16 protein-coding genes and 1 pseudogene are annotated in these 22,828 nt (G+C 73.6%); 7 read left to right on the top strand and 10 right to left on the bottom strand.

Going from position 1 to position 22,828, the window contains the following annotated elements; all coding sequences use genetic code 11:
- Positions 1-27 precede the first annotated feature (27 nt).
- Complete coding sequence (locus tag ACH427_RS07400; protein ID WP_398868452.1) at positions 28-1,497, bottom strand: PH domain-containing protein; 1,470 nt, start codon at positions 1,495-1,497, stop codon at positions 28-30.
- Complete coding sequence (locus tag ACH427_RS07395; RefSeq protein WP_398868451.1) at positions 1,494-2,021, bottom strand: PH domain-containing protein; 528 nt, start codon at positions 2,019-2,021, stop codon at positions 1,494-1,496. Before ACH427_RS07395 ends, ACH427_RS07400 begins: the two co-directional genes overlap by 4 nt.
- A gap of 93 nt (positions 2,022-2,114) precedes the next feature.
- Here ACH427_RS07395 and ACH427_RS07390 point away from each other — a divergent pair, with 93 nt between their 5' ends.
- Entirely contained in the window at positions 2,115-2,714 is a 600-nt protein-coding gene (locus tag ACH427_RS07390; protein ID WP_398868450.1) for a TetR/AcrR family transcriptional regulator, read from the top strand.
- 437 nt (positions 2,715-3,151) lie between these two features.
- Here ACH427_RS07390 and ACH427_RS07385 read toward each other — a convergent pair whose 3' ends face one another.
- From ACH427_RS07385 to iolC, 6 genes are all read right to left on the bottom strand, one after another.
- Positions 3,152-5,254: an FUSC family protein gene (locus ACH427_RS07385; protein ID WP_398868449.1), complete on the bottom strand. Its 2,103-nt coding sequence runs from the start codon at positions 5,252-5,254 to the stop codon at positions 3,152-3,154.
- A 95-nt stretch (positions 5,255-5,349) separates the two neighbouring features.
- Positions 5,350-6,843: a CoA-acylating methylmalonate-semialdehyde dehydrogenase gene (locus ACH427_RS07380; protein WP_398868448.1), complete on the bottom strand. Its 1,494-nt coding sequence runs from the start codon at positions 6,841-6,843 to the stop codon at positions 5,350-5,352.
- Positions 6,844-6,934: 91 nt separating this feature from the next.
- Complete coding sequence (gene iolD / locus ACH427_RS07375; RefSeq protein WP_398868447.1) at positions 6,935-8,815, bottom strand: 3D-(3,5/4)-trihydroxycyclohexane-1,2-dione acylhydrolase (decyclizing); 1,881 nt, start codon at positions 8,813-8,815, stop codon at positions 6,935-6,937.
- Complete coding sequence (iolB, locus tag ACH427_RS07370; RefSeq protein ID WP_398868446.1) at positions 8,812-9,687, bottom strand: 5-deoxy-glucuronate isomerase; 876 nt, start codon at positions 9,685-9,687, stop codon at positions 8,812-8,814. The genes iolD and iolB overlap by 4 nt, the downstream gene beginning before the upstream one ends.
- A gap of 40 nt (positions 9,688-9,727) precedes the next feature.
- Entirely contained in the window at positions 9,728-10,597 is an 870-nt protein-coding gene (locus tag ACH427_RS07365; RefSeq protein ID WP_398868445.1) for a deoxyribose-phosphate aldolase, read from the bottom strand.
- A gap of 358 nt (positions 10,598-10,955) precedes the next feature.
- Entirely contained in the window at positions 10,956-11,960 is a 1,005-nt protein-coding gene (gene iolC, locus ACH427_RS07360; protein ID WP_398868444.1) for a 5-dehydro-2-deoxygluconokinase, read from the bottom strand.
- 184 nt (positions 11,961-12,144) lie between these two features.
- Between iolC and ACH427_RS07355 the strand changes: the two genes are divergently transcribed.
- The 6 genes and pseudogenes from ACH427_RS07355 to ACH427_RS07330 all read left to right on the top strand — a co-directional run bounded on the left by ACH427_RS07355 (position 12,145) and on the right by ACH427_RS07330 (position 18,498).
- Positions 12,145-13,062, top strand: a complete 918-nt coding sequence (locus ACH427_RS07355) for a sugar phosphate isomerase/epimerase family protein (RefSeq protein ID WP_398868443.1) — start codon at positions 12,145-12,147, stop codon at positions 13,060-13,062.
- Positions 13,063-13,111: 49 nt separating this feature from the next.
- Positions 13,112-14,131 (top strand): Gfo/Idh/MocA family protein, encoded by a 1,020-nt coding sequence (locus ACH427_RS07350; RefSeq protein ID WP_398868442.1) that lies wholly within the window; start codon positions 13,112-13,114, stop codon positions 14,129-14,131.
- Positions 14,132-14,146: 15 nt separating this feature from the next.
- Positions 14,147-15,424 carry a Gfo/Idh/MocA family oxidoreductase gene (locus ACH427_RS07345; RefSeq protein ID WP_398868441.1) on the top strand — a complete coding sequence of 426 codons (1,278 nt, stop codon included), beginning with the start codon at positions 14,147-14,149 and terminating at the stop codon, positions 15,422-15,424.
- Positions 15,425-15,642: 218 nt separating this feature from the next.
- On the top strand, positions 15,643-15,849 hold the full coding sequence (locus ACH427_RS07340; protein ID WP_398868440.1) for a helix-turn-helix transcriptional regulator: 207 nt from the start codon (positions 15,643-15,645) through the stop codon (positions 15,847-15,849).
- A gap of 177 nt (positions 15,850-16,026) precedes the next feature.
- Positions 16,027-16,233, top strand: a pseudogene (locus ACH427_RS07335) (heavy-metal-associated domain-containing protein); the annotation flags it as partial.
- Between the two features lie 15 nt (positions 16,234-16,248).
- On the top strand, positions 16,249-18,498 hold the full coding sequence (locus ACH427_RS07330; protein WP_398868439.1) for a heavy metal translocating P-type ATPase: 2,250 nt from the start codon (positions 16,249-16,251) through the stop codon (positions 18,496-18,498).
- Between the two features lie 418 nt (positions 18,499-18,916).
- Here ACH427_RS07330 and ACH427_RS07325 read toward each other — a convergent pair whose 3' ends face one another.
- Both ACH427_RS07325 and ACH427_RS07320 read right to left on the bottom strand, forming a co-directional pair.
- Positions 18,917-20,203: a citrate synthase gene (locus ACH427_RS07325; RefSeq protein WP_398868438.1), complete on the bottom strand. Its 1,287-nt coding sequence runs from the start codon at positions 20,201-20,203 to the stop codon at positions 18,917-18,919.
- Between the two features lie 115 nt (positions 20,204-20,318).
- Positions 20,319-22,610: an ATP-dependent RecD-like DNA helicase gene (locus tag ACH427_RS07320; protein ID WP_398868437.1), complete on the bottom strand. Its 2,292-nt coding sequence runs from the start codon at positions 22,608-22,610 to the stop codon at positions 20,319-20,321.
- Positions 22,611-22,828: the final 218 nt, after the last annotated feature.

The following is a 22,828-nucleotide window of genomic DNA, read 5'->3' as shown; positions in this document are numbered from 1 at the left end:
TTTTTTACGCGAGGGACCGGCGGGGAACTACGCGAGGAACTCGGCCACGATGCCGGGGGCGGCCGACTCCGCGAAGCCCGCCGCGTCCGCCGCCGCCATGTCCCGGACGCGGTAGCCCTCCTCGCCCGCCGCGACGGCGGCCGTGAGCGTGACGACTCCGGCCCGGCGCGAGAACGGATTGTCCGTGAACGTCCAGGCCAGGACGGCCCGCCGGTCGAGCACCGCCGTCTGCCGCCCCAACGTGCCGGACCGCACGACCAGATGGCGCCCGCGCACGGCGTGCCCCAGCCCGCGGTAGGCGCTGCGCGCGAGCGCGCACGCGACGGGGGCGGCGAGCAGGACATAGCCGGCCGCGCAGCAGAGCAGTACGGGGGTGAGCAGCCACCCGAGCACGGCCAGCGCCACGGCCGGGGGCAGGACGTACCAGAGGAGGCCGCGCACGATCCGCCTGCGCAGGGCGGCGCGCGGGTGCGGGGTGAGCCCCGCGCCGCCGGTGGGCGCCTCGTCCTCGCCCAGCAGGCCGGCACACACGCGCAGCGCCTCGGCGCGGGGCGCGGGCGGCATGATGACGCTGCGCTTGCGGTTCTCCTCGCGGTTGCCGAGGCCGCCCGCCACGGCCCGCACGCTCGCCCCGCCGCCGGCCCGCAGCAGCAGGGGTTCGCAGAGGGTCACGCCGCGCAGGCGGGCGCGTTCGATGGAGACGGAGCGGGTCGTGAAGAGGCCGCGCCGGACCCGGAGGGTGCGCGAACCGTCCCATTCCAGGCGGTACTTCCACCAGTTCTCGGCGTACAGCACCACCGCGCCCACGACGCCGAGCGCGGTCACGGCGAGCAGGGCCAGCGGCACGGTGATCCACAGGGCGCTGTTGCCGAACTCCTGGAAGGCGTGGCGCACGAAGCCGATGCGCCAGGGCTCGACGCCGATCCCGTCGAGCACCCGCCACACCGTGCCACCCGCGACGAAGACCCCGCCGAACACCCAGAACGTCAGCGGCGCGTAGCGCAGCCAGCGGGGGTCGGCGACGGCGAGCACGGGGTCGTCGGCGTCGCGCGCCCCGGCGCGGGCGAGGAGCTCGGCGCGCAGCCGCTCGGCCTCCGGGCGGGCGAGCGCCTCCAGGGCCAGCCGCCCGCTTCGGCCGCCGGTGCCGGCGCGCAGCACGGCGAGGCCGAGGGCGCGCTGCGCGAGGCTGGCGGTGACGTCGACCGTACGGATCCGGCTCAGCGGTATCGCGCGGAGGCTCTGGGTGAACAGGCCGGTCCGCAGCTCGAAGGAGTCCGCGGTGACGCGGAAGCGGGTGCGCCGCCAAGTGACGAGCCCGGCCGTGGTGAGCACGGCGAAGACGGCGCCGATGACGGCGAGGGTGATCCACGCGCGGGTGCCCGGCCGGCCGCCGGTGGCGAGCACGGTGAGGGCGAGCGAGCCGAGCGGCGCGCCCATCCAGGTGCAGTGCAGGACGAGCGTACGGGCGTCGAGGGTGCGCCAGCCGGGGGCGGTCACGCGGCGTCCCCCGGTATCAGCCGCGCCGCGTCCGTGATGCGCTCGGCCAGGTGCCGGGCGTCGGCGTCGGACAGGCCGGCGATCTTCACATCGCCGGCCGTGGAGGCGGTGGTGACGGTGACCGTGGCGAGCCCGAACGACCGTTGCAGGGGCCCGCGTACGGTGTCGACGGTCTGCACCCGCGACAGCGGGGCGATCCGCCGCTGCTGCCACAGCCAGCCGCGGGCGGCGTAGACCGCGTGCTCCCCCAGCTCCCAGGCGTGGACGCGGTAACGCAGCCGGGGCATCACCAGGAGATAGCCGGCGGCGGGCAGCACGAGCACGCCGGTCACGAGGGGCGCGAGCCACGGCAGGGCGCCGGGGAAGAAGAGCAGGGACAGCACGAGCAGTGCGAGGGCGGCGAGCAGCAGCGGCCCGCTGACGGTGAGCAGCGCCTGCGCGGCCCACCAGCGCCGGGCCCGCGGGTCGACGCCGTGCCGCGGCGGCCGGAGCCTGACCTGTGGATGGTGCCGGTGTGCGGTCATCGCTGCGTCCCCCGATTCTTTCCAAGTCAGTTGTACTGGCAAGCGCTAAGCTATAGCAATACAACCGACCCGTAAAAATGAGAGGTGGCGGCCGTGCCCAAGCGCGTGGACCACGAGGAGCGCCGCGGAACCATCGCGGAGGCCCTCTGGCGGATCGCGTGCGAGCGCGGTCTCGACGGTGCGAGCCTGCGCGACGTCGCGGCGGAGGCGGGCATCTCGCTCGGGCAGTTGCAGCACTACTTCGCGAGCAAGGACGAGATGCTCGTCTTCGCCCTCGGCCACATCAGCGAGCTCGCGACGCGGCGGGTGACCGAGCGGCTGCGGGCGCTGCCCGCGGCGCCCGCGCCGCGCGAGGTGCTGCGGGAGACGGTCGCGGAGATCCTGCCCCTGGACGAGGCGAGCCGCACGGGCAACCTGGTGCAGATCGCCTACTTCGTCCGCGCCCTCCACGACGAACGGCTGCGCGCCCACGCCAAGGAGGGCATCCCGGCACTACGGGCCTTCTTCGCCGGCCAGGTGCGCGAGGGCATGGCCCGGGGCGAGATCGCCGCGGACCGCGACCCGGACGCGGAGGCGATGCTCCTGATCGCCCTGGCGGACGGCCTCACCAGCCACACCCTCCTGGACGTCTGTTCCCCGGAAGAGGCGCTGCGGCTGCTCGACGCGCATCTGGAGCGGCTGTTCACGCGGTAGCGGGCAGGGACGGCCTCCTGTCCCGGAGCGCAGCCCCGCCTCCGTCTCCGCCGTCCGGCGGATCCGGCGGATCTCGGCGAGCACCGGACGGAGCGCGTCCTTGCTCTCCGTGGTCCGCGCGGCGTTCTCCGGTTCGCGCAGACGCGCCGCGCGCTCGGGGTGGCGCTCGATCGCGATGAACACGGCCCAGTGGTGCACGAAGGTCCGGAGCGGGGCGAGGCTCTGTGTCTGTTGTGCGTTCGTCGTCGCTTCAAACAGATGCTGGGTCAGGTCGGGGATCCTGCTCGGGGCGATCCGGGCCACTGCTGCCCGCAGGGCATCCGGTGTGAGCTCCGGCATGGGGATCAGCGGGCCGTACGGACCGTCGGGCCGCGCGCTCACGGTGTCCTCCGTCGCGGACGGGGTGGTGCTGCCACCGACCGTCAAGGGGAGGCCCCTCACGGCCTTCGCGCCGCCCTGTTGCGGCCGCCCGGGCCCGGGGAGAGGGCTGCCGCGAGATCGTCCAGGGCGTCCATGAGGAGATCCGCGCCGCGGACGGCGACGCCCTCGTCGCCGACCTCCGCCTGCCAGGCCGCGAGGGCGGCGCGGGGGCCCGTCCAGTCGAGGTGGCCGCGTTCGCGTACGGCCGTGGCGGCGGCGGGGAGGGCCTCCTCGAGGGCGGCGGCGAAGGCTTCGGCGCCCTTGGCGGGTTCGGCGTCGCGGTCCGGGAGGTGAGCCTCCATCAGCATGGTGGCCCGGCCCATGGTGGCGAGCGCCGCGTCCGCCGCGCGCTCCTTGGTGCGGGACAGGCCCCGGTGCCGCACGGGCTCGGTCAGGGCGCGGGCCGCCGCCTCGTCCCACGCCGTACGGGCCGAGCGCGAGGCCAGCAGCGCCTCGCGCACCCGGCGCGGGCGGCGCTCGGCCGGGCTGCCGAACGCCTTGAGCACGGCCAGGCCGTAGCGGCCGTTGGCGGTCAGCCAGTCGGCGAGGCGGTCGCGCAGCCGGGGCGTCTCCCAGGTGGGGAAGAGCGCGTACGCGGCCATCGCGAGCAGCCCGCCGAGCAGGGTGAGGGCCACCCGCGCCTGGACGGTCTGCGACCAGCTCCCGCCCGCGATGCCCAGGAGGAAGACGACGTAGGCGGCGATGCACGCCGACGCCACGCTGTAGCCGGTGCGCATCAGCAGATACATCAGGCCGATGCACAGCACGGCGAGCCCGGCGTTCACCCACTCCCCCGGGTGGGCCACGGCGACCAGCGCGCCGGCGAGCAGGACCCCGACGACGGTCCCCGCGAAGCGGGCGACTCCCCGGGAGTAGGTCTGGCCGAAGTCCGGCCGCATCACCATCACCGAGGTCATCGGCGCCCAGTAGCCGTGCCCGAGCGGCAGCGCGGTGCCCAGCGCATAGCCGGCCAGCACGACCACCGCCGTGCGGACCGCGTGCCGGCCGACCGGCGACGACCAGCGTGCCTCGCGGCGCACGGCGCTCAGCACGAGCGGCGCGAGGCGGGGCACGGAGGGCCGCGGCAGATGCCGGTGCTCCTGCCCGGCCCGCGCCCGCGGGGGCTCCGTGCGGACCGGCTCGTCGGTGGCGTCGACGGCGTCGCCGAGCAGCGAGATCAGGCGGTACGCCGACCGCCGCGCCGGCCCCTTGAGCATCGGCCCCGACGCGGGCACCTCCAGCACCGCCATCGCCTCGGCCGGCAGCCGCACCGGCCTGCCCCAGCGGATGGCGCGGGCGACGGCGTCCAGGACCGCCCCGGCGGCGGCCAGCAGGTCGCGGGCCCGGTCGCGCTCGGGGCCCTCCGCGGGGGCGCCCAGCACGGGGTCGGCGAGCGAGGCGAGCACGGGCCGGATGCTCTCGGCCACACCGCGCGGCCCGCCGAGCTGGCGCGGCCGGTTTCTGGCCTGACGCGGGGTCAGCTCGGCGGCCTCGCGCGCGTCCATCAGCGGCTGCGGGTCGAAGCGGGCCATGGGGTCGTGGCGGAGTCTGCGCGCGTAGTCCGCCTCGGCGGCCAGCGCGTCCGCGAGCGCGTCCCGCTGCTCGCCCCAGGGCCGGATGGGCAGCAGCACGATCAGCGCGGCCTGCACCAGACCGCCGAAGGCGATGAGCCCGGCGTGCTCCAGGGCGCCGAGCAGCGACGTGGGCAGGGTGACCGTGACCAGCATGACCGCGATGGTCTGCGTCGCGACCAGCCCGGACACCGGCCCGGCCGCCCAGGCCATGCCGGCGCACAGGGTCCACACCGTCAGCAGCGTGGCGAACAGCACGTGGTCGGCGGCCGCGACGTACCCCAGGAACGTGCTGACCGCCAGGCCCACCGCCACCGCGAGGGCCAGCACGGGCCGCGGCCGCCAGCTCCGCTGGAACGTCGCCAGGCCCGAGGCGAACGCCCCGAACGCGGAGGACACGGCGAGGGTGGGGTTCCCCAGCCACAGCATCAGCCCGATGACGATCGCGACACCCGCGGCGCCGCGCACGGCGACGAGCGGCGTGAGCTTGGTGCGCTCCACGGTCAGCCCGGCCCGTGCGGTCTCTCTCAGGGCACTCGACCAGGTCATACCCCGAGCTTACGATCATGCCCGGACGAACCGGGGGTGGCCCCCGGACCGGCGGCGCCGCGCGCCGTCACCGGCGCGCGGCGCGCGGGGGCTTGCTACTTGTGGCTCGGGAAGCCCAGGTCGACCCCGCCCTCCGACGGGTCGGGCCAGCGGGTCGTCACCACCTTGCCGCGGGTGTAGAACCGCACGCCGTCGTTGCCGTAGATGTGCAGGTCCCCGAAGAGGGAGTCCTTCCAGCCGCCGAAGGAGTGGTAGCCCACCGGCACCGGGATCGGCACGTTCACGCCGACCATCCCCGCGTGGACCTCCAGCTGGAAGCGGCGCGCCGCGCCGCCGTCCCGGGTGAAGATGGCGGTGCCGTTGCCCCAGGGCGAGCTGTTGATCAGGGCCAGCCCGTCCTCGTAGGTGTCGGCGCGCAGCACGCACAGCACCGGGCCGAAGATCTCGTCGCGGTAGGCGTCCATGTCCGTGCCCACGTGGTCGAGGAGGGACAGGCCGATCCAGTGGCCCTTCTCGTGGCCCTCGACGGTGAAGCCCGTGCCGTCCAGCACGACCCGCGCGCCCTGTCCCGCGGCGCCCTCCACATAGGAGGCGACCTTGTCGCGGTGAGCCTTGGTGATGAGGGGGCCCATCTCGGAGGCGGGGTCGTCGCCCGGGCCGATCTTGATCTTCGCGGCGCGGTCGACGATCTTCTGTACGAGCTCGTCGCCGGTGGCGCCGACCGCCACGACGGCGGAGATGGCCATGCAGCGCTCGCCCGCGGAGCCGTACGCGGCGGAGACCGCGGCGTCGGCGGCGGCGTCGAGGTCGGCGTCGGGCAGCACCAGCATGTGGTTCTTCGCGCCGCCGAGCGCCTGGACGCGCTTGCCGTGGGCGGTCGCCACGGCGTGGATGTGCCGGGCGACCGGGGTGGAGCCGACGAAGGAGACGGCCGCGATGTCGGGGTGCTCCAGGAGGCGGTCGACGGCCACCTTGTCGCCGTTGACCACATTGAGGACACCGGCGGGCAGGCCCGCCTCCGCGGCCAGCTCCGCGAGCAGGAAGGCCGCCGACGGGTCCTTCTCGCTCGGCTTGAGCACGAACGTGTTCCCGCAGGCGATGGCCAGGGGGAACATCCACATCGGCACCATGGCCGGGAAGTTGAAGGGCGTGATGCCCGCGACGACGCCGAGCGGCTGCCGGATCGAGGCGACATCGACGCCGCTGGACACCTGGGACGACAGCTCGCCCTTGAGCTGTGTGGTGATCCCGCAGGCCAGCTCGACGATCTCCAGCCCGCGGGCGACCTCGCCGAGCGCGTCGGAGTGGACCTTGCCGTGCTCGGCGGTGATCAGCCGGGCGAGCTCCTCGCGGTGGCTGTCCAGGAGCGCGCGGTAGCGGAAGAGGACGGTGGTGCGGGCGGCGAGCGAGGAGGTGGCCCAGGAGAGGAACGCCTCCTTCGCGGCGGCCACGGCGGCGTCGACCTCCTCGACGGAGGCGAAGGCGACGCGCGTCGTCCGCTCCCCGGTCGCGGGGTCGGTGACCGGCCCGAACGTGCCGGAGGCGCCCTCGACGGCCTTGCCGCCGATCCAGTGGTGCACGGTCTTCATCTTCGGGAGCCCTTCTGGCGGATGGCTGCGATGACTTGCTGCGGTGACGCGGCCGCGATGACGTGGCGGCCGGGAACGGCGCGGCGGTGCCTCAGAGATGACGGCGGCGGGCGGCCGCCCGCCGCTCGTACTCCTGACGGGCCCTGACCGCCGCGGGACGGGTCGCGGTCTCGGCGACAGGCACATCCCACCACGCCTGGGCAGGGGGCGCGCCCGGCACTGTGTCGGCCATTTCGGTCTCCACATAGACACATGTGGGGACGGTCGCGGCGCGCGCCCGGGCCAGCGCGTCCGCCAGCTCGCGGACCGTCCGGGCGCGCAGCACGGACATCCCCAGGGAGGCGGCGTTGGCGGCGAGGTCGACGGGCAGCGGGTCGCCGGTGTACGTGCCGTCGGGGGCCCGGAAGCGGTAGGCCGTGCCGAACCGCTCGGCGCCGACGGCGTCCGAGAGCCCGCCGATGGAGGCGTAGCCATGGTTCTGGAGCAGCACCACCTTGATCGCGATCCCCTCCTGCACGGCCGTGACCAGCTCGGTCGGCATCATCAGATACGTGCCGTCGCCGACGAGCGCCCACACCGGGCGGTCGGGGCTCGCCATCCGGACGCCGATCGCGGCGGGGATCTCGTAGCCCATGCAGGAGTAGCCGTATTCGAGGTGGTAGCCGCGGCGGCCGCGGGCGCGCCAGAGCTTGTGGAGGTCGCCGGGGAGCGAGCCGGCGGCGTTGACGATCACGTCCGCGGGGGTCACGACGCGGTCGAGCGCGCCGAGCACCTGGGCCTGGGTGGGGCGGGCGTCACCGTCGGGGGCGGCGAAGGCGCGGGTCGTGGCCTCGTCCCAGGCGGCCTTCCCACGGGCGTACTCCCGCGCGTACTCCTCGGGCACGCGGTGGCCCGGCAGCGCCCCGGCCAGCGCCTCCAGCCCGGCCCGCGCGTCGCCGACCAGGGGCAGCCCGGCGAGCTTGTGGGCGTCGAAGGAGGCGATGTTGAGGTTGACGAAGCGCACCCCGGGCGCGGCGAAGAGGGTCGAGGAGGCCGTGGTGAAGTCGCTGTAGCGGGTGCCGACGCCGATCACGAGGTCGGCGGTGCGGGCGAGTCCGTCGGCGACGGCGGTGCCGGTGTGGCCGAGCCCGCCGACGTCGCACGGGTGGCCATGGGTGAGCGCGCCCTTGCCCGCCTGGGTGCAGGCGACGGGGATGCCGGTGGCGTCAGCGAAGGAGGCGAGCGCGTCGTACGCCTCGCTGTGCGCGACGCCGCCGCCGGCGATCAGCAGCGGCCGGCGTGCCGCCCGTACGGCCTCGGCGGCCTCGGCGAGGGCCTCGGCGTCGGGCACGGGGCGGCGCACGCGCCAGACGCGGTCGGCGAAGAACGCCTCCGGCCAGTCGTATGCCTCGGTCTGCACGTCCTGCGGCAGGGCGAGGGTGACGGCACCGGTCTCGACGGGGTCGGCGAGCACCCGCGCGGCCTCCAGGGCGGCGGGGATCAGCGCCTCGGGGCGGGTGACGCGGTCGAAGTGGCGCGAGACGGGCCGCAGGCAGTCGTTGACGGAGATGTCGCCGGCGCCGGGGTGTTCGAGCTGCTGGAGCACGGGGTCGGCGGGCCGGGTCGCGAAGGTGTCGCCGGGCAGCAGGAGGACGGGGATGTGGTTGATCGTGGCGAGGGCGGCGCCGGTGACGAGGTTGGTGGCGCCGGGGCCGATCGAGGTGGTGACGGCGTGGGCGGAGAGCCGGTCGCGGTGCCGGGCGTAGCCGACGGCGGCGTGCACCATGGCCTGTTCGTTGCGGCCCTGGTGGTAGGGCATGGCGTCCCCGGACTCCAGCAGCGCCTGGCCGATCCCGGCGACGTTGCCGTGGCCGAAGATGCCCCAGCAGGCGGTGATCAGCCGCTGCCGGGTGCCGTCGCGCTCGGTGTACTGGTGGGCGAGGAACTCCACCAGGGCCTGGGCGACGGTCAGTCGCCGGGTGGGTGCGGTCATCGGTCCTCTCCTGCGGTGTACAGCGGCAGCCTGGGGTCGACGGGCAGGCCGGGCCAGGTGGACCGGATCCAGGCGTGGCCGGGGTGGTCGCGGATGAGCCACTCCCGCTCGGGGGCGGGCCCGGCCATGACGTTGAGGTAGTACATCGTGTGGCCGGGGGCGGCGATGGACGGGCCGTGCCAGCCGTCGGGGATCAGCACGGCGTCACCGCTGCGGACCTCCGCGAGCACGTCCGTGCCGCCGGACCGCGAGGGCGAGACCCGCTGATAGCCGAGCCCGGTGCCGCCCTCGATCTCGAAGTAGTAGATCTCCTCCAGCAGGGACTCCTCGCCGGGGTGGTGCTCGTCGTGCTTGTGCGGCGGATAGGAGGACCAGTTGCCGCCGGGGGTCAGCACCTCGACGGCGATGAGCCGGTCGCAGGCGAAGGCCCCGGCGGCGGCGAAGTTGTTGACCTGCCGCGAGCAGTTGCCGGTGCCTCGCAGCTCCACGGGGACGTCGGCGGCGGGGCCGTAGCGGGCGGGCAGCCGCCGCTCGCAGCGTGCCCCGGCGAGCGCGAACCGGCCGCCCGCGCCGGAGTGAAGCGTCACCCGCGCGTCTCTCGGCGCGTACGCGAAGTCGCTCACCCCCTCGAACACGCTCTTCCTGCCGCCCAGTTCGAAGACCTGCCCGTCGGCCGTGACCGTGCACCCCCCGGCCAGCGGCAGCACGATCCACTCGCTGTCACCGGCCGTGAAGGTGTGCGTGGAGCCGGGCGAGAGGGCGAGGACGCGCAGCGAGGAGTGGCTCCACCCGGCCCGCTCGGGCCGGATGTCCAGGGCGTACGGGCCGTCGGCCGCGCTGCCGGCCGGGAGGTGGTGGGTGGCGAAGGTCATGAGTTCTCGTCTCTCCTGACGCCGTGCGGGGACTCAAGCGTCACAGCAGTCCTACCGCCGTGTCGACGGCACCGGCCACGTCACCGTCGGCCGGATAGAGCAGGGAGCGGCCGACGACGAGCCCCTGCACGGTGGGCAGCCGCAGGGCGGCCCGCCACTTCTCGTACGTGCCGTCGGCGACGTCGCCGCCCAGCAGCACGGTGGGGAGCGTCGTGGTCTCCAGCACCCGGGCCATGTCGGCGGGGTCGTCGGTGACGGGCACCTTGAGCCAGGTGTACGCGGAGGTCCCGGCGAGCCCCGAGGCGACGGCGATGGAGGTGGTGACGGCCTCGGCGCTCAGGTCGTTGTGCACCCGCCCGGCCACCCGCCGGGAGAGGAACGGCTCGACGAAGACCGGCAGCCGGCGCGCGGCCATCTCGTCGATGACGCGGGCCGCGGAGTGCAGCGTCCGCAGCGAGCCGGGGTCCTCGTGGTCGATGCGCAGCAGGAGCTTGCCCGCGTCGAAGCCGAGCCCGGCCAGGTCCTCGGGGCGGTGACCGGTGAACCGGTCGTCCATCTCGAACGCGGCGCCCGCCAGCCCGCCGCGGTTCATGGACCCGATGACGACCTTGCCCTCCAGCGCGCCGAGCAGCAGCAGGTCGTCGAGTACGTCGGCGGAACCGAGCACTCCGTCGACGCCGGGCCGCGACAGCGCGAGGCAGAGCCGCTCCAGCAGCCCGGCCCTGTCCGCCATGGCGAACGGCCGCCCGCCGACGGCGAGGGCGCCGCGGGCGGGGTGATCGGCGGCGATGATCATCAGCCGGCCGGTGTCACCGACGAGCGGCCGCCGCGCTCTTCGCCGCGCGGCCTCGGCGATGGCTTCGGGGTGCCGGCTTCTTGTTCTGGCGAGGTCGGCGATGTCGATTCTCACGGTGGCCTCTGGCTCGGGCGGGTGGTTTTGGAGGGTGCGGTCGCTTGCGCCTGCGGCGGGTTTCCTTCCCCGGTCCCACCCCTTCCCGGCTGCGTTTGATGTCCGGCTCCGCCGCGTGGGGGCGCGTGCCCCAGAACCCCCGAGTGCGGGTCCGTCGCTGCCTGCGGCGGAGAGCGCCCTTCGGGCGCGTCCTCAAACGCCGGACGGGCTGATTGGGCTGATGTGGGTGCCCGATTCAGCCCGTCCGGCGTTTGAGGACAACGCGCGAAGCGTGTCGCGGGGGTCTGGGGGCTTGCCCCCGGTTTCGGGAAGGGGCGGGGTGGGGAACAAAGCGCCGCAGGCGATAAAAGCGCACCCCTTACCCACCCGATCCGCCGAGGAGACCCTCGATCTCCGCAGGCGCCGGCATCGCCGCCGAACACGACAGCCGCGAAGCCACGATCGCCCCGGCGGCGTTCGCGTACCGCAGGGCCGCCTCCAAGGAGCGCCCGGCCAACAAGCCGTCACACAGCGCACCTCCGAAGGCGTCGCCCGCGCCCAAGCCGTTCAGGACCTCGATCTCCACCGGCGGGACCTCGGCCGTCGTGCCGTCCCGGTGGACGGCGAGCACGCCTTTGGGGCCCTGTTTGACGACGGCCAGTTCGACGCCGGCGTCGAGGAGCGCCCAGGCCGCGGCGAGGGGTTCGCGTTCACCGGTGGCGACCTCGCACTCGTCGGCGTTGCCGACGGCGACGGTGGCGTGGGCGAGGGCGGCCGCGTAGTACGGCCGGGCGGTGGCCATCGCGGCGGCGCCCGTACGCCCGCCGTCGCCGGAGGCGCCGCCCTCGCCGCCCCAGAAGAGCGGGCGCCAGTCGAGGTCGAAGACCGTGGTGCCCCGCTTGGCGCGGGCCGCCAGCGCGGCCAGGGTCGCGGAGCGGCTCGGCTCCTCGCACAGCCCCGTGCCCGTCACCCAGAAGATCCGGGCGGCGCGCACGGCGTCCAGGTCCAGCTCGGTGGTGTGGATGTCGAGGTCGGGGGCCTTGGGGCGGCGGTAGAAGTAGAGCGGGAAGTCGTCCGGCGGGAAGATCTCGCAGAAGGTCAGGGGCGTGGGGTGGGCCGGCACGGCCGTCACCCACCGGTCGTCCACGCCGAAGTCGCGCAGCGCCCGGTGGACGTAGTCGCCGAAGGGGTCCGCGCCGGTGCGGCTGATCAGCGCGGTGCGGCGGCCGAGCCGGGCGGCGGCGACCGCGACATTGGCCGGCGACCCGCCGAGGAACTTCCCGAAGGTCTCGACCTCCGCCAACGGCACTCCGGGCTGGAGGGGATAGAGGTCCACCCCGACCCGGCCCATCGTGATCAGGTCGTACGGTCCCGTCTCGCTCATGGGGTCAGGTCTAGCCGGGGCCTCACGACCCTGTCAAGGAATTGTCCTTACATATTGACGTACTCGGGCCGGACTTGACGTGACGTCCGAATGTCCGGACGTAACCTTGACACCCCGTCCGCGCGGCGGGGAAGCTACGGAGGAGCCCCGCCCCTCGTCCGAGGCGACCCGAGGAGAGCCGCAGATGCCCCCCAGCCCCGCTCCGTCGCCCGCGCCCCGCATCCGGGTGGGTTCCGCCCCGGACTCCTGGGGCGTGTGGTTCGCCGACGACCCGGCCCAGGTCCCCTGGCAGCGCTTTCTGGACGAGGTCGCCGACGCGGGCTACTCCTGGATCGAGCTCGGGCCGTACGGCTATCTCCCCACCGACCCCGCCCGGCTGCGCGAGGAGACCGGCCGGCGCGGCCTCTCCGTCTCCGCGGGCACCGTCTTCACCGCCCTCCACCGCGGCCCCGCCGTCTGGGACGCGACGTGGGAGCAGGTGGCCGCCGTCGCCGGGCTGGCGCGGGCGACGGGCGCGCGGCACCTGGTCGTCATCCCGGCCTTCTGGCGCGACGACCGCACCGCCGAGGCCATCGAGAGCCCCGAGCTGACGGCCGGGCAGTGGCGCCATCTGACCACGGGCACGGAGCGGCTGGCCCGCGAGGTCCGCGAGCGCTTCGGCCTGGAGATCGTCGTCCACCCGCACGCCGACACCCACATCGACACCGAGGCGCACGTCGAGCGCTTCCTCGACGCGACGGATCCCGCGCTGGTCAACCTGTGCCTGGACACCGGCCATTACGCGTACTGCGGCGGTGACAGCGTCAAGCTCATCGAGACCTACGGCGAGCGGATCGGCTATCTCCACCTCAAGCAGGTCGACCCGGCGGTGCTGGCGGACGTGGTCGCGAAGGGCACGCCGTTCGGGCCCGCCGTGCGGCAGGGCGTGATGTGCGAACCGCCGCTCGGCGTACCGGCGCTGGAGCCCGTGCTCGCGGCCGCCGCGAAGCTCGACGCCGATCTCTTCGCCATCGTGGAGCAGGACATGTACCCCTGCCCGCCCGACCGCCCGCTGCCCGTCGCCCGGCGCACCCGGCGCTATCTGCGGGGCTGCGGCGTCTGACGGCGTCCCCGCACGCACGGAAACGCACGGAAACGAGGAGACACCCACCATGACGCAGCAAGGCACGCTGGGCGTCGCCGTCATCGGCACGGGGCGGATGGGCGCCGACCACGTCCGGCGGCTCGACGAGGTCATCAGCGGGGCGCGGGTCGCGGCGGTCGTCGACGTCGACGGCGACCGCGCGAAACGGGCCGCCGCGGGCATCGACGGCTGCGCGGCCCACACCGACACGGCAGCCGCCCTGTCCGACCCCGGCGTGGACGCCGTGCTCATCGCCTCCCCCGGCCCCGCGCACGAGGCCGCGCTGCTGGCGGCGTTCGCGCGCGACCTGCCGGTGCTCTGCGAGAAGCCGCTGACGCCGGACGCCGCGTCCGCGCTGCGCGTGGTGGAGGCCGAGGCCCGGCTCGGGCACCGGCGCGTCCAGGTGGGCTTCATGCGGCGGTACGACGCGGAGTATCTCCAGCTCAAGGCCCTGCTGGACGGCGGCGGGATCGGCCGGCCGCTGATGCTGCACTGCCGGCACCGCAACGTCACCACGCCGCCCGGCTTCACCGAGGAGATGATGATCAACGACTCGGTGGTCCACGAGATCGACGCCACCCGCTGGCTGCTCGGCCAGGAGATCGCCGCCGTCACCGTCCTCAAGCCGGCCCGCTCCGCCGCCGCGCCCGAGGGCCTGAGCGACCCTCAGCTCGTCCTCCTGGAGACCTCCGGCGGCGCCCTCGCGGACGTCGAGATCTTCGTCAACTGCGGCTTCGGCTACCAGGTCCAGTGCGAGGCCGTCGGCGAACGCGGCAGCGCGCGCATCGGCGAGACGTACGGCCCGCTCGTGCACACGGCGGGCCGCTGGGGCGGCGAGATCGCCCAGGACTTCGTGACCCGCTTCCGCTCCGCGTACGACGAGCAGGTGCGGCGCTGGGTGACGGCGACGCGGTCGGGCCGCGTGGAGGGCCCGTCGGCGTGGGACGGCTACGCGGCGGCGGCGGCCTGCGAAGCGGGCACCCGGTCACAGGGGTCGGGTGCCCGCGAAGTGGTCTCCTTGGCTCCGCGGCCGGCGCTGTACGCCTGATGTCGGCCGGGGGGTGTGTGCGGGCCGGTTCGCCGCCTGCGGCGGGAGCGGCCTTCGGTCGCGTCCTCAATCGCCGGACGGGCTGAAATCGCGCACCCACATCAGCCGAATCCAGCCCGTGGGGGCACCTCTGGGGGGGGCACCCCCGGACGGAGTCCGGGGGAGGTAGCCGGGGGAGTTCGAGGACAGCGCGGCGAAGCCGTGTCGCGGGGGCCGGGGCGCGCCCCCACGCGACGGAGCCGCACATCAGACGCAGCCGGGAAGGGGCGGGACCGGGAAAAAGAAAGGGGCACCCACATGCGCATCGGACTCATCGGCGCAGGCCGCATCGGATCGTTCCACGCCACCGCCCTCGCCGCCGACGACAGCGTCGACGACCTCCTCATCACCGACACCGACCCACCCCGCGCCGCCGGGCTCGCCACGCGCCTGAGCGCCCGCACCACCACCCTCGACACCCTCCTCCGCACCGCCGACGCCGTCGTCATCACCACCCCCACCGCCACCCACGCGGAGCTGATCACACGCGCCGCGGCAGCCGGTCTGCCCGCCTTCTGCGAGAAGCCCGTAGCGCTCGGCCCCCGCCGCACGCGGGAGGCGCTGCGCGCGGTCGAGGAGGCGGGCACCTTGTTGCAGCTGGGGTTCCAGCGGAGGTTCGACCCCGGGTTCCGGGCGGCGCGTGAGGCGGTGCGGGCGGGGCGGCTGGGGCGGGTGCACACCATCCGGGCCGTCACCTCCGACGCCGCTCCCCCGCCCGCGGACTTCCTGCCGCTCTCGGGGGGTCTGATCCGCGACTGCCTGGTCCACGACTTCGACACCGTGCGGTGGCTGACGGGACGCGAGGTGACGGAGGTCTACGCGCGGGGTTCGGCCGGCGGCGCGGCGTTCTTCCGGGAGGCGGGCGACATGGACACCGCGGCCGCCCTGCTCACCCTGGACGACGGCACGCTCGTCACCGCGACGGCCACCCGTTACAACGGCGCCGGCTACGACGTACGGATGGAGCTGTCCGGCGAGCGCGACCAGTGGGTGGCCGGGCTCGGCGAGCGTACGCCCACGACCTCGGCCGAGCCCGGCGGGCCCGGGGCGCCCGAGCGGCCCTGGGCGGACTTCCTGGAGCGGTTCGAGATCGCGTACCGCGCCGAACTGGCTCATTTCCTGCGGGCCGCGCGCGGCGAGGCGGCCAACCCCTGCTCCGGCCGGGAGGGGCTGGCGGCGCTGCTCGTCGCCGAGGCGTGCGAGGTCTCACGGCGGGAGAACCGTCCCGTGCGGGTGGACCCCCTGGGCCGGTGAGCGCCCGCCGTCAGGGCCCTGTGCCTGATTGGCCCGTCATCCTCCCGTTACGACCGTCACGCTTTCGCAGAGCTTCGGTCACAGAGGGCCAACAACCCCTCGTCGTCCGCCACTCGGGGTCGTTCACCGGGCACAGGCTCAGTGATCAAGAAGGCCGCGTCACGGCTTCCCCGACGGACCCCCCTCCGTCGCCGCGGCGCAGCGGAGAGGCGCGAGAGATGACCGACCGTCGACTCTGGTCCTACAAAGAGATCGCGGCACACATCGGCGTACAGACCGACACCGTCCGGACCTACCGCAAGCACGGCATGCTGCCCACGCCGGATCTCGTCGAGGGCGGCAAGCCTTACTGGTTCGCGGACACCATCCGCGACTGGGTGGCCGCCCGCCCCGGCAACCGTTCCCGGCGCACGGCCGAGGACTGACCGGAAATCGCCCTCACAGGGGCCCCGGGCCGGATTTCCGGCCCGGGGCCCCTGGCCGTGCTCGCCCCCGCGGGACCGGCGGAAGACCCCCCTGGGAATACCCCCAGGGGGTAAGCTGTTGCCGCTGTTGTCCGACGACGCACGACCTCACCGAGGGGAACCACCATGAGCGACTCCACCACCGTCTACCAGGTGACCGGCATGACCTGCGGCCACTGCGAGTCCGCGGTCACCGAGGAGATCTCCGCACTCGCCGGTGTCACCTCGGTGAAGGCCGTCGCCGCGACCGGCCAGGTCACCGTGACCGCCACCGCGCCGCTGGACGACGATGCGGTCCGCGCCGCCGTCGACGAGGCCGGCTACGAGCTCACCGGCCGCGCCTGAGCACCAGGGCCCCCGATGAACAGCACGGCCCCCGCCCCGAAGGCACCCGCTCCCGCCGAGGTCGAACTCGCCATCGGCGGGATGACGTGCGCGTCGTGCGCCGCCCGCGTGGAGCGCAAGCTCAACCGGATGGACGGCGTCCGGGCCTCCGTCAACTTCGCCACGGAGAAGGCGCGCGTCGCCCTCGGCGCAGGGGTCGCGGTGGCGGACGTCATCGCCATGGTGGAGCGGACGGGCTATACGGCCGAGCCGCCGCGGGCGCCCGGGCCCGCGGCGGCCGGCGAGGCCGACGGCGGCGGGGAGGCGGGGGCGCTCCGGCGGCGGCTGACCGTCTCCGCCGTGCTGTCCGCGCCGGTCGTGCTGCTGTCGATGGTCCCGTCGCTCCAGTTCGACAACTGGCAGTGGCTGTCCCTGACGCTCGCCGCGCCCGTCGTGGTCTGGGGCGCGTTCCCCTTCCACCGGGCCGCGTGGACCAACGCCCGGCACGGCGCGGCGAGCATGGACACCCTGGTCTCGATCGGCACGCTGGCCGCGTTCGGCTGGTCGCTGTGGGCGCTGTTCCTCGGCACGGCCGGGATGCCGCACATGCGGCACGCCTTCTCGCTGACCGTGTCCCGTACGGACGGGTCGTCGGCGATCTATCTGGAGGCGGCGGCCGGGGTGACGACGTTCCTCCTGGCCGGGCGCTGGCTGGAGGCGCGGTCCAAGCGGAAGGCGGGGGCCGCGCTGCGGGCGCTGCTGGAGCTGGGCGCCAAGGACGTGACCGTGCTGCGGGGCGGGCGCGAGGAGCGGATCCCGGTGTCCCGGCTGACGGTCGGCGACCGCTTCGTCGTACGGCCCGGGGAGAAGATCGCGACGGACGGCACGGTCGTCGAGGGCGCGTCCGCGGTGGATGCGTCGACGCTGACCGGGGAGTCGCTGCCGGTGGACGTGGCCGTGGGCGACACGGTGGCGGGCGCGACCGTCAACGCCGCCGGGCGGCTGGTGGTCGAGGCCACGCGGGTCGGCGCGGACACCCGGCTCGCGCGGATGGCCCGGCTGGTGGCGGACGCCCAGAACGGCAAGGCCGAGGTGCAGCGCCTCGCCGACCGCGTCTCCGGCGTCTTCGTGCCCGTGGTGCTGCTGATCGCGCTCGGCACCCTGGCCGGCCGGCTGCTGGCGACCGGGGACACCACGGCCGCGTTCACCGCCGCCGTCGCCGTGCTGATCATCGCCTGCCCCTGCGCCCTGGGCCTGGCGACGCCGACCGCGCTGATGGCCGGTACGGGCCGGGGCGCGCAGCTCGGCATCCTGATCAAGGGGCCGGAGGTGCTGGAGTCGACCCGGCGGGCGGACACGGTCGTGCTGGACAAGACGGGCACGGTGACCACCGGCCGGATGGGGCTGCACGACGTCGTCACCGCGCCGGGCGAGGACGAGCGCGAACTGCTGCGGCTGGCCGGAGCGCTGGAGCACTTCTCCGAGCACCCGGTCGCGCGGGCCGTCGCCGCCGGGGCCGCGGAGCGGGCCGGTGAGCTGCCGCCCGTCGAGCACTTCGGGAGCGTGGCCGGGCTGGGCGTGCGGGGCACGGTCGAGGGGCACGAGGTGCTCGTGGGCCGGGAGTCCCTGCTGACCGGGGCCGGGATCGAGCTGTCCGGCCGCCTCGCGGACGCGGCGGCAGCGGCGCGGGCCGAGGGCCGCACCGCCGTGGCGGTGGCCTGGGGCGGTAAGGCGCGGGGCGTCCTGTCCGTCGCCGACACGGTGAAGGAGACCAGCGCGCAAGCGGTGGCCGAGCTCAAGGCCCTGGGGCTGCGCCCGGTGCTGCTGACCGGCGACAACCGCGCCGTGGCCGAGGCCGTGGCCGCCGAGGTCGGCATCGACGAGGTGATCGCCGAGGTCATGCCGCAGGACAAGGCCGACGTCGTCCGGCGGCTTCAGGAGGAGGGCCGTACGGTCGCGATGGTCGGTGACGGGGTCAACGACGCCGCCGCCCTGGCCACGGCCGACCTGGGGCTCGCGATGGGCACCGGCACGGACGCGGCGATCGAGGCGGGCGACCTCACGCTCGTCCGCGGTGACCTGCGGGTCGCGGCGGACGCGATCCGACTGGCCCGGCGCACCCTCGCGACCATCAAGGGCAACCTCTGCTGGGCGTTCGGCTACAACGTCGCCGCGCTCCCCCTGGCCGCCGCCGGACTGCTCAACCCCATGATCGCCGGAGCGGCGATGGCCTTCTCCTCCGTCTTCGTCGTGACCAACAGCCTGCGGCTGCGCTCTTTCCGCTGAGTGCCGGGCCGAGCGGGGCCCGTATTCACGTAACCCATAAAAGCGACACAACACCCACACATTCACCCCCTTGCCCTTTTACGTCCAGTTATGGCAGGAGACCTAGATCACAGCGATTCCGACGTAACCATTGCGGGGGGTCGTGGGTCTAACCAGGCAGTGCTGGATCGTCTTGGGGGACGGTACCGGCCACGCGTGGCCGGGGCACGTACACCGGGGAGCTTTGAGCGGCCCTCCCGTGCGTACGCGTCCCGGCAGATCGCGTCGGCACCGCGCACCGCGGCTCCCGGCCGGATCCCGTGGGGGGAATCCGTACCGGGGAATGGAAAGCGCCCCGCTCCGACCCGTGGGGGGATCGGTAGCGGGGCGCTTTTCTCTGCCTGTCACCTCTGCTCCGCGGCCTGCGCCGCAGAGCGGATCAGCCGCGGTCGAGCGGCAGCTCGCGCTCCACGACGCCGGTGTAGATCTGGCGCGGGCGGCCGATGCGGGAGCCGGGCTCCTTGATCATCTCGTGCCACTGGGCGATCCAGCCGGGGAGGCGGCCGAGCGCGAAGAGCACGGTGAACATCTCGGTCGGGAAGCCCATGGCCCGGTAGATGAGACCGGTGTAGAAGTCCACGTTGGGGTAGAGGTTGCGCGAGACGAAGTACTCGTCGGAGAGCGCGTGCTCCTCCAGCTTGAGCGCGATGTCCAGCAGCTCGTCGGACTTGCCGAGCGCCGAGAGGACATCGTGGGCCGCCGCCTTGATGATCTTCGCCCGGGGGTCGAAGCTCTTGTAGACGCGGTGGCCGAAGCCCATCAGGCGGACGCCGTCCTCCTTGTTCTTCACCTTGCGGATGAAGGAGTCCACGTCGCCGCCGTTGGCCTGGATGCCTTCCAGCATCTCCAGGACCGACTGGTTGGCGCCACCGTGCAGCGGGCCCCACAGGGCGCTGATGCCGGCGGAGATCGAGGCGAACATGTTCGCCTGCGAGGAGCCGACCAGGCGCACGGTGGAGGTCGAGCAGTTCTGCTCGTGGTCCGCGTGCAGGATCAGCAGCTTCTCGAGGGCCGCGACGACGACCGGGTCGAGGTCGTACTCCTGGGCCGGCACCGAGAACGTCATCCGCAGGAAGTTCTCGACGTAGCCGAGGTCGTTGCGCGGGTAGACGAACGGGTGGCCGATCGACTTCTTGTAGGCGTACGCGGCGATCGTCGGCAGCTTGGCCAGCAGACGGATCGTCGAGAGGTGGCGCTGCTTCTCGTCGAACGGGTTGTGGCTGTCCTGGTAGAAGGTGGACAGCGCGCTGACCACGGACGACAGCATGGCCATCGGGTGGGCGTCACGCGGGAAGCCGTCGAAGAAGCGCTTGACGTCCTCGTGCAGCAGCGTGTGCTGAGTGATCTCGCCCTTGAAGGTGGCGAGCTCGTCGGCGGACGGCAGCTCGCCGTTGATCAGCAGGAACGCCGTCTCCAGGAACGTGCTGCGCTCGGCGATCTGCTCGATCGGGTAACCGCGGTAGCGGAGGATGCCCTGCTCGCCATCGAGGTAGGTGATAGCGGACTTGTACGCGGCGGTGTTGCCGTAACCGGAGTCCAGGGTCACCAGCCCGGTCTCGGCGCGGAGCTTGCCGATGTCGAAGCCCTTGTCGCCGACGGTGCTGTCGACCACCGGGTAGGTGTATTCGCCGTCCCCGTACCGCAGTACTACAGAGTTGTCGCTCACGTCATCCCTCACCGACGTTGTGCCTCTTCTTCGAGGTGCCCTGACTACCCCTACCTTCCCCCATTTGGACGATGCACGTGCACTCGGGGTCGGCCATAGGGCCTAAAGACGGCACTCAGTGCCGCCCAGCCTGGCCATACTGCCCCGTTCGCCCCGGTTGGTAAACCGTCTGGGAAGGAATGCCGTCCGCATCACGTCCGCCGGGGCCGGCGCCGAGCCGGTGGTCCAGGGCCGTACATCTGCGGCCTGCGGAAACGGTGCGGACGGCCTGGCCGAGGGCCTTGCGGGAGCCCACCAGGACCACCAGGCGCTTCGCCCGGGTCACGGCGGTGTAGAGGAGATTGCGCTGGAGCATCATCCACGCGCCCGTGGTGACCGGGATCACCACCGCCGGATACTCGCTGCCCTGCGACCGATGGATGGTCACCGCGTAGGCGTGGGCGAGCTCGTCGAGCTCGTCGAAGTCGTAGCCGACCTCCTCGTCCTCGTCGGTGCGCACCGTCAGGCGCTGCTCGACGGTGTCCAGGGCGGTGACCACGCCCACCGTGCCGTTGAAGACGCCGTTCTCGCCCTTCTCGTAGTTGTTCCGGATCTGGGTGACCTTGTCGCCCACGCGGAAGACGCGGCCGCCGAAGCGGCGCTCCGGCAGGTCGGGCCGGGCGGGGGTGATCGCCTGCTGGAGCAGGGCGTTGAGGTTGCCCGCGCCGGCCGGGCCGCGGTGCATGGGGGCCAGCACCTGGATGTCGCGGCGCGGGTCGAGGCCGAACTTCGCGGGGATGCGGCGCGCCGCCACCTCCACGGTGAGCCGGCCCGCCTCCTCGGTGTCCTCCTCGGGAAAGAGGAAGAAGTCGGCCAGCCCCTGAGTGATGGGCCGCACGCCGGAGTTGATGCGGTGGGCGTTGGTCACCACGCCGGACTGCTGCGCCTGCCGGAAGATGCGGGTCAGCCGCACGGCCGGGACGGGGCTGCCGGGCGCGAGGAGGTCGCGCAGCACCTCTCCGGCGCCCACGGACGGCAACTGGTCGACGTCGCCGACGAGCAGCAGGTGGGCGCCCGGGGCCACGGCCTTGACGAGCTTGTTGGCCAGCAGCAGGTCGAGCATGGACGCCTCGTCGACCACCACCAGATCGGCGTCCAGCGGCCGGTCGGCGTCGTACGCGGCGTCACCGCCGGGCTTGAGCTCCAGCAGCCGGTGCACCGTGGACGCGTCGGCGCCGGTGAGCTCGGAGAGCCGCTTGGCGGCCCGCCCCGTGGGCGCGGCGAGGACGACCTTGGCCTTCTTGGCGCGGGCCAGCTCGACCACCGACCGCACGGTGAAGGACTTGCCGCAGCCGGGGCCGCCGGTGAGGACGGCGACCTTGCTGGAGAGCGCGAGCCGCACCGCCTGCTCCTGCTCGGGGGCCAGTTCGGCGCCGGTGCGGTCGGCGAGCCAGGCCAACGCCTTGTCCCACTCCACGGTGCGGAAGGCCGCCAGCCGGTCGTCCTCGGCCCGCAGCAGCCGCGTCAGCCGGCCGGCGAGGGAGAGCTCGGCGCGGTGGAAGGGGATGAGATAGACGGCGGTCACGGGCCGGCCGTCCGGGCCGGGCACGCGCTCGCGGACCACGCCCTCCTCGTCGCCGGCGAGCTCGGCGAGGCAGTCGATGACGAGCCCGGTGTCGACCTGGAGGAGCTTGACGGCGTCGGCGATCAGCTTCTCCTCGGGGAGATAGCAGTGCCCCTGGTCGGTGGACTGGGAAAGGGCGTACTGCAGACCGGCCTTGACGCGCTCGGGGCTGTCGTGGGGGATGCCGACGGCCTGGGCGATGCGGTCGGCGGTCAGGAAGCCGATGCCCCAGACGTCGGCGGCCAGCCGGTAGGGCTGATGGCGGGTCACGGAGATGGAGGCGTCGCCGTATTTCTTGTAGATCCGCACGGCGATGGAGGTGGAGACGCCGACGCCCTGGAGGAAGACCATGACCTCCTTGATGGCCTTCTGCTCCTCCCAGGCGGCGCCGATCATCTTCGTCCGCTTGGGGCCGAGGCCGGGGACCTCGATCAGCCGCTTGGGGTCCTGCTCGATGACGTCCAGGGTGTCGGTGCCGAAGTGCTCGGTGATGCGGTCCGCGATGCGCGGGCCGATGCCCTTGATGAGGCCGGAGCCCAGATAGCGGCGGATGCCCTGGATGGTGGCGGGGAGCAGCGTGGTGTAGTTCTCGACGGTGAACTGGCGGCCGTACTGCGGGTGGGAGCCCCAGCGGCCCTCCATCCGCAGCGACTCCCCCGGCTGCGCGCCGAGCAGGGAGCCGACGACCGTGAGGAGATCGCCGCTGCCGCGGCCGGTGTCGACGCGGGCGACCGTATAGCCGCTCTCCTCATTGGCGTAGGTGATCCGCTCCAGGACCCCTTCGACCACTGCCATGTTCACCATGACCCGACGGTACCGCCGGGGTGCGACAGGCGTTCGGGGCTGTGGATAACTCCGCGGGAGCGAGAAGGGACGAGCGGAGACAAGCCGAGGGGCCCGGTCCGACGACCGGGCCCCTCGGGCGCCCCCCACAACCGGCTTCCTCCGAAATCCCCCCGGATCCCTCCCCAGGAAGCCCGATGCAAGATACGACCCCGCCGGCGGCCAAAGGGTTGCACCGG

Source organism: Streptomyces sp. NPDC020379, from assembly GCF_044387105.1.
In the GTDB taxonomy this organism is placed as follows: Bacteria; Actinomycetota; Actinomycetes; order Streptomycetales; family Streptomycetaceae; genus Streptomyces.
The sequence above is the reverse complement of the archived record's forward strand: the minus strand, read 5'-3'. Positions and strand labels throughout refer to the sequence as shown.

Coding starts and splice junctions, on each gene's coding strand:
- ACH427_RS07395 (WP_398868451.1), bottom strand. CDS start 2,021: ATGACCGCACACCGGCACCATCCACAGGTCAGGCTCCGGCCGCCGCGG.
- ACH427_RS07385 (WP_398868449.1), bottom strand. CDS start 5,254: ATGACCTGGTCGAGTGCCCTGAGAGAGACCGCACGGGCCGGGCTGACC.
- ACH427_RS07380 (WP_398868448.1), bottom strand. CDS start 6,843: ATGAAGACCGTGCACCACTGGATCGGCGGCAAGGCCGTCGAGGGCGCC.
- iolD (WP_398868447.1), bottom strand. CDS start 8,815: ATGACCGCACCCACCCGGCGACTGACCGTCGCCCAGGCCCTGGTGGAG.
- iolB (WP_398868446.1), bottom strand. CDS start 9,687: ATGACCTTCGCCACCCACCACCTCCCGGCCGGCAGCGCGGCCGACGGC.
- iolC (WP_398868444.1), bottom strand. CDS start 11,960: ATGAGCGAGACGGGACCGTACGACCTGATCACGATGGGCCGGGTCGGG.
- ACH427_RS07355 (WP_398868443.1), top strand. CDS start 12,145: ATGCCCCCCAGCCCCGCTCCGTCGCCCGCGCCCCGCATCCGGGTGGGT.
- ACH427_RS07350 (WP_398868442.1), top strand. CDS start 13,112: ATGACGCAGCAAGGCACGCTGGGCGTCGCCGTCATCGGCACGGGGCGG.
- ACH427_RS07340 (WP_398868440.1), top strand. CDS start 15,643: ATGACCGACCGTCGACTCTGGTCCTACAAAGAGATCGCGGCACACATC.
- ACH427_RS07330 (WP_398868439.1), top strand. CDS start 16,249: ATGAACAGCACGGCCCCCGCCCCGAAGGCACCCGCTCCCGCCGAGGTC.
- ACH427_RS07320 (WP_398868437.1), bottom strand. CDS start 22,610: ATGGTGAACATGGCAGTGGTCGAAGGGGTCCTGGAGCGGATCACCTAC.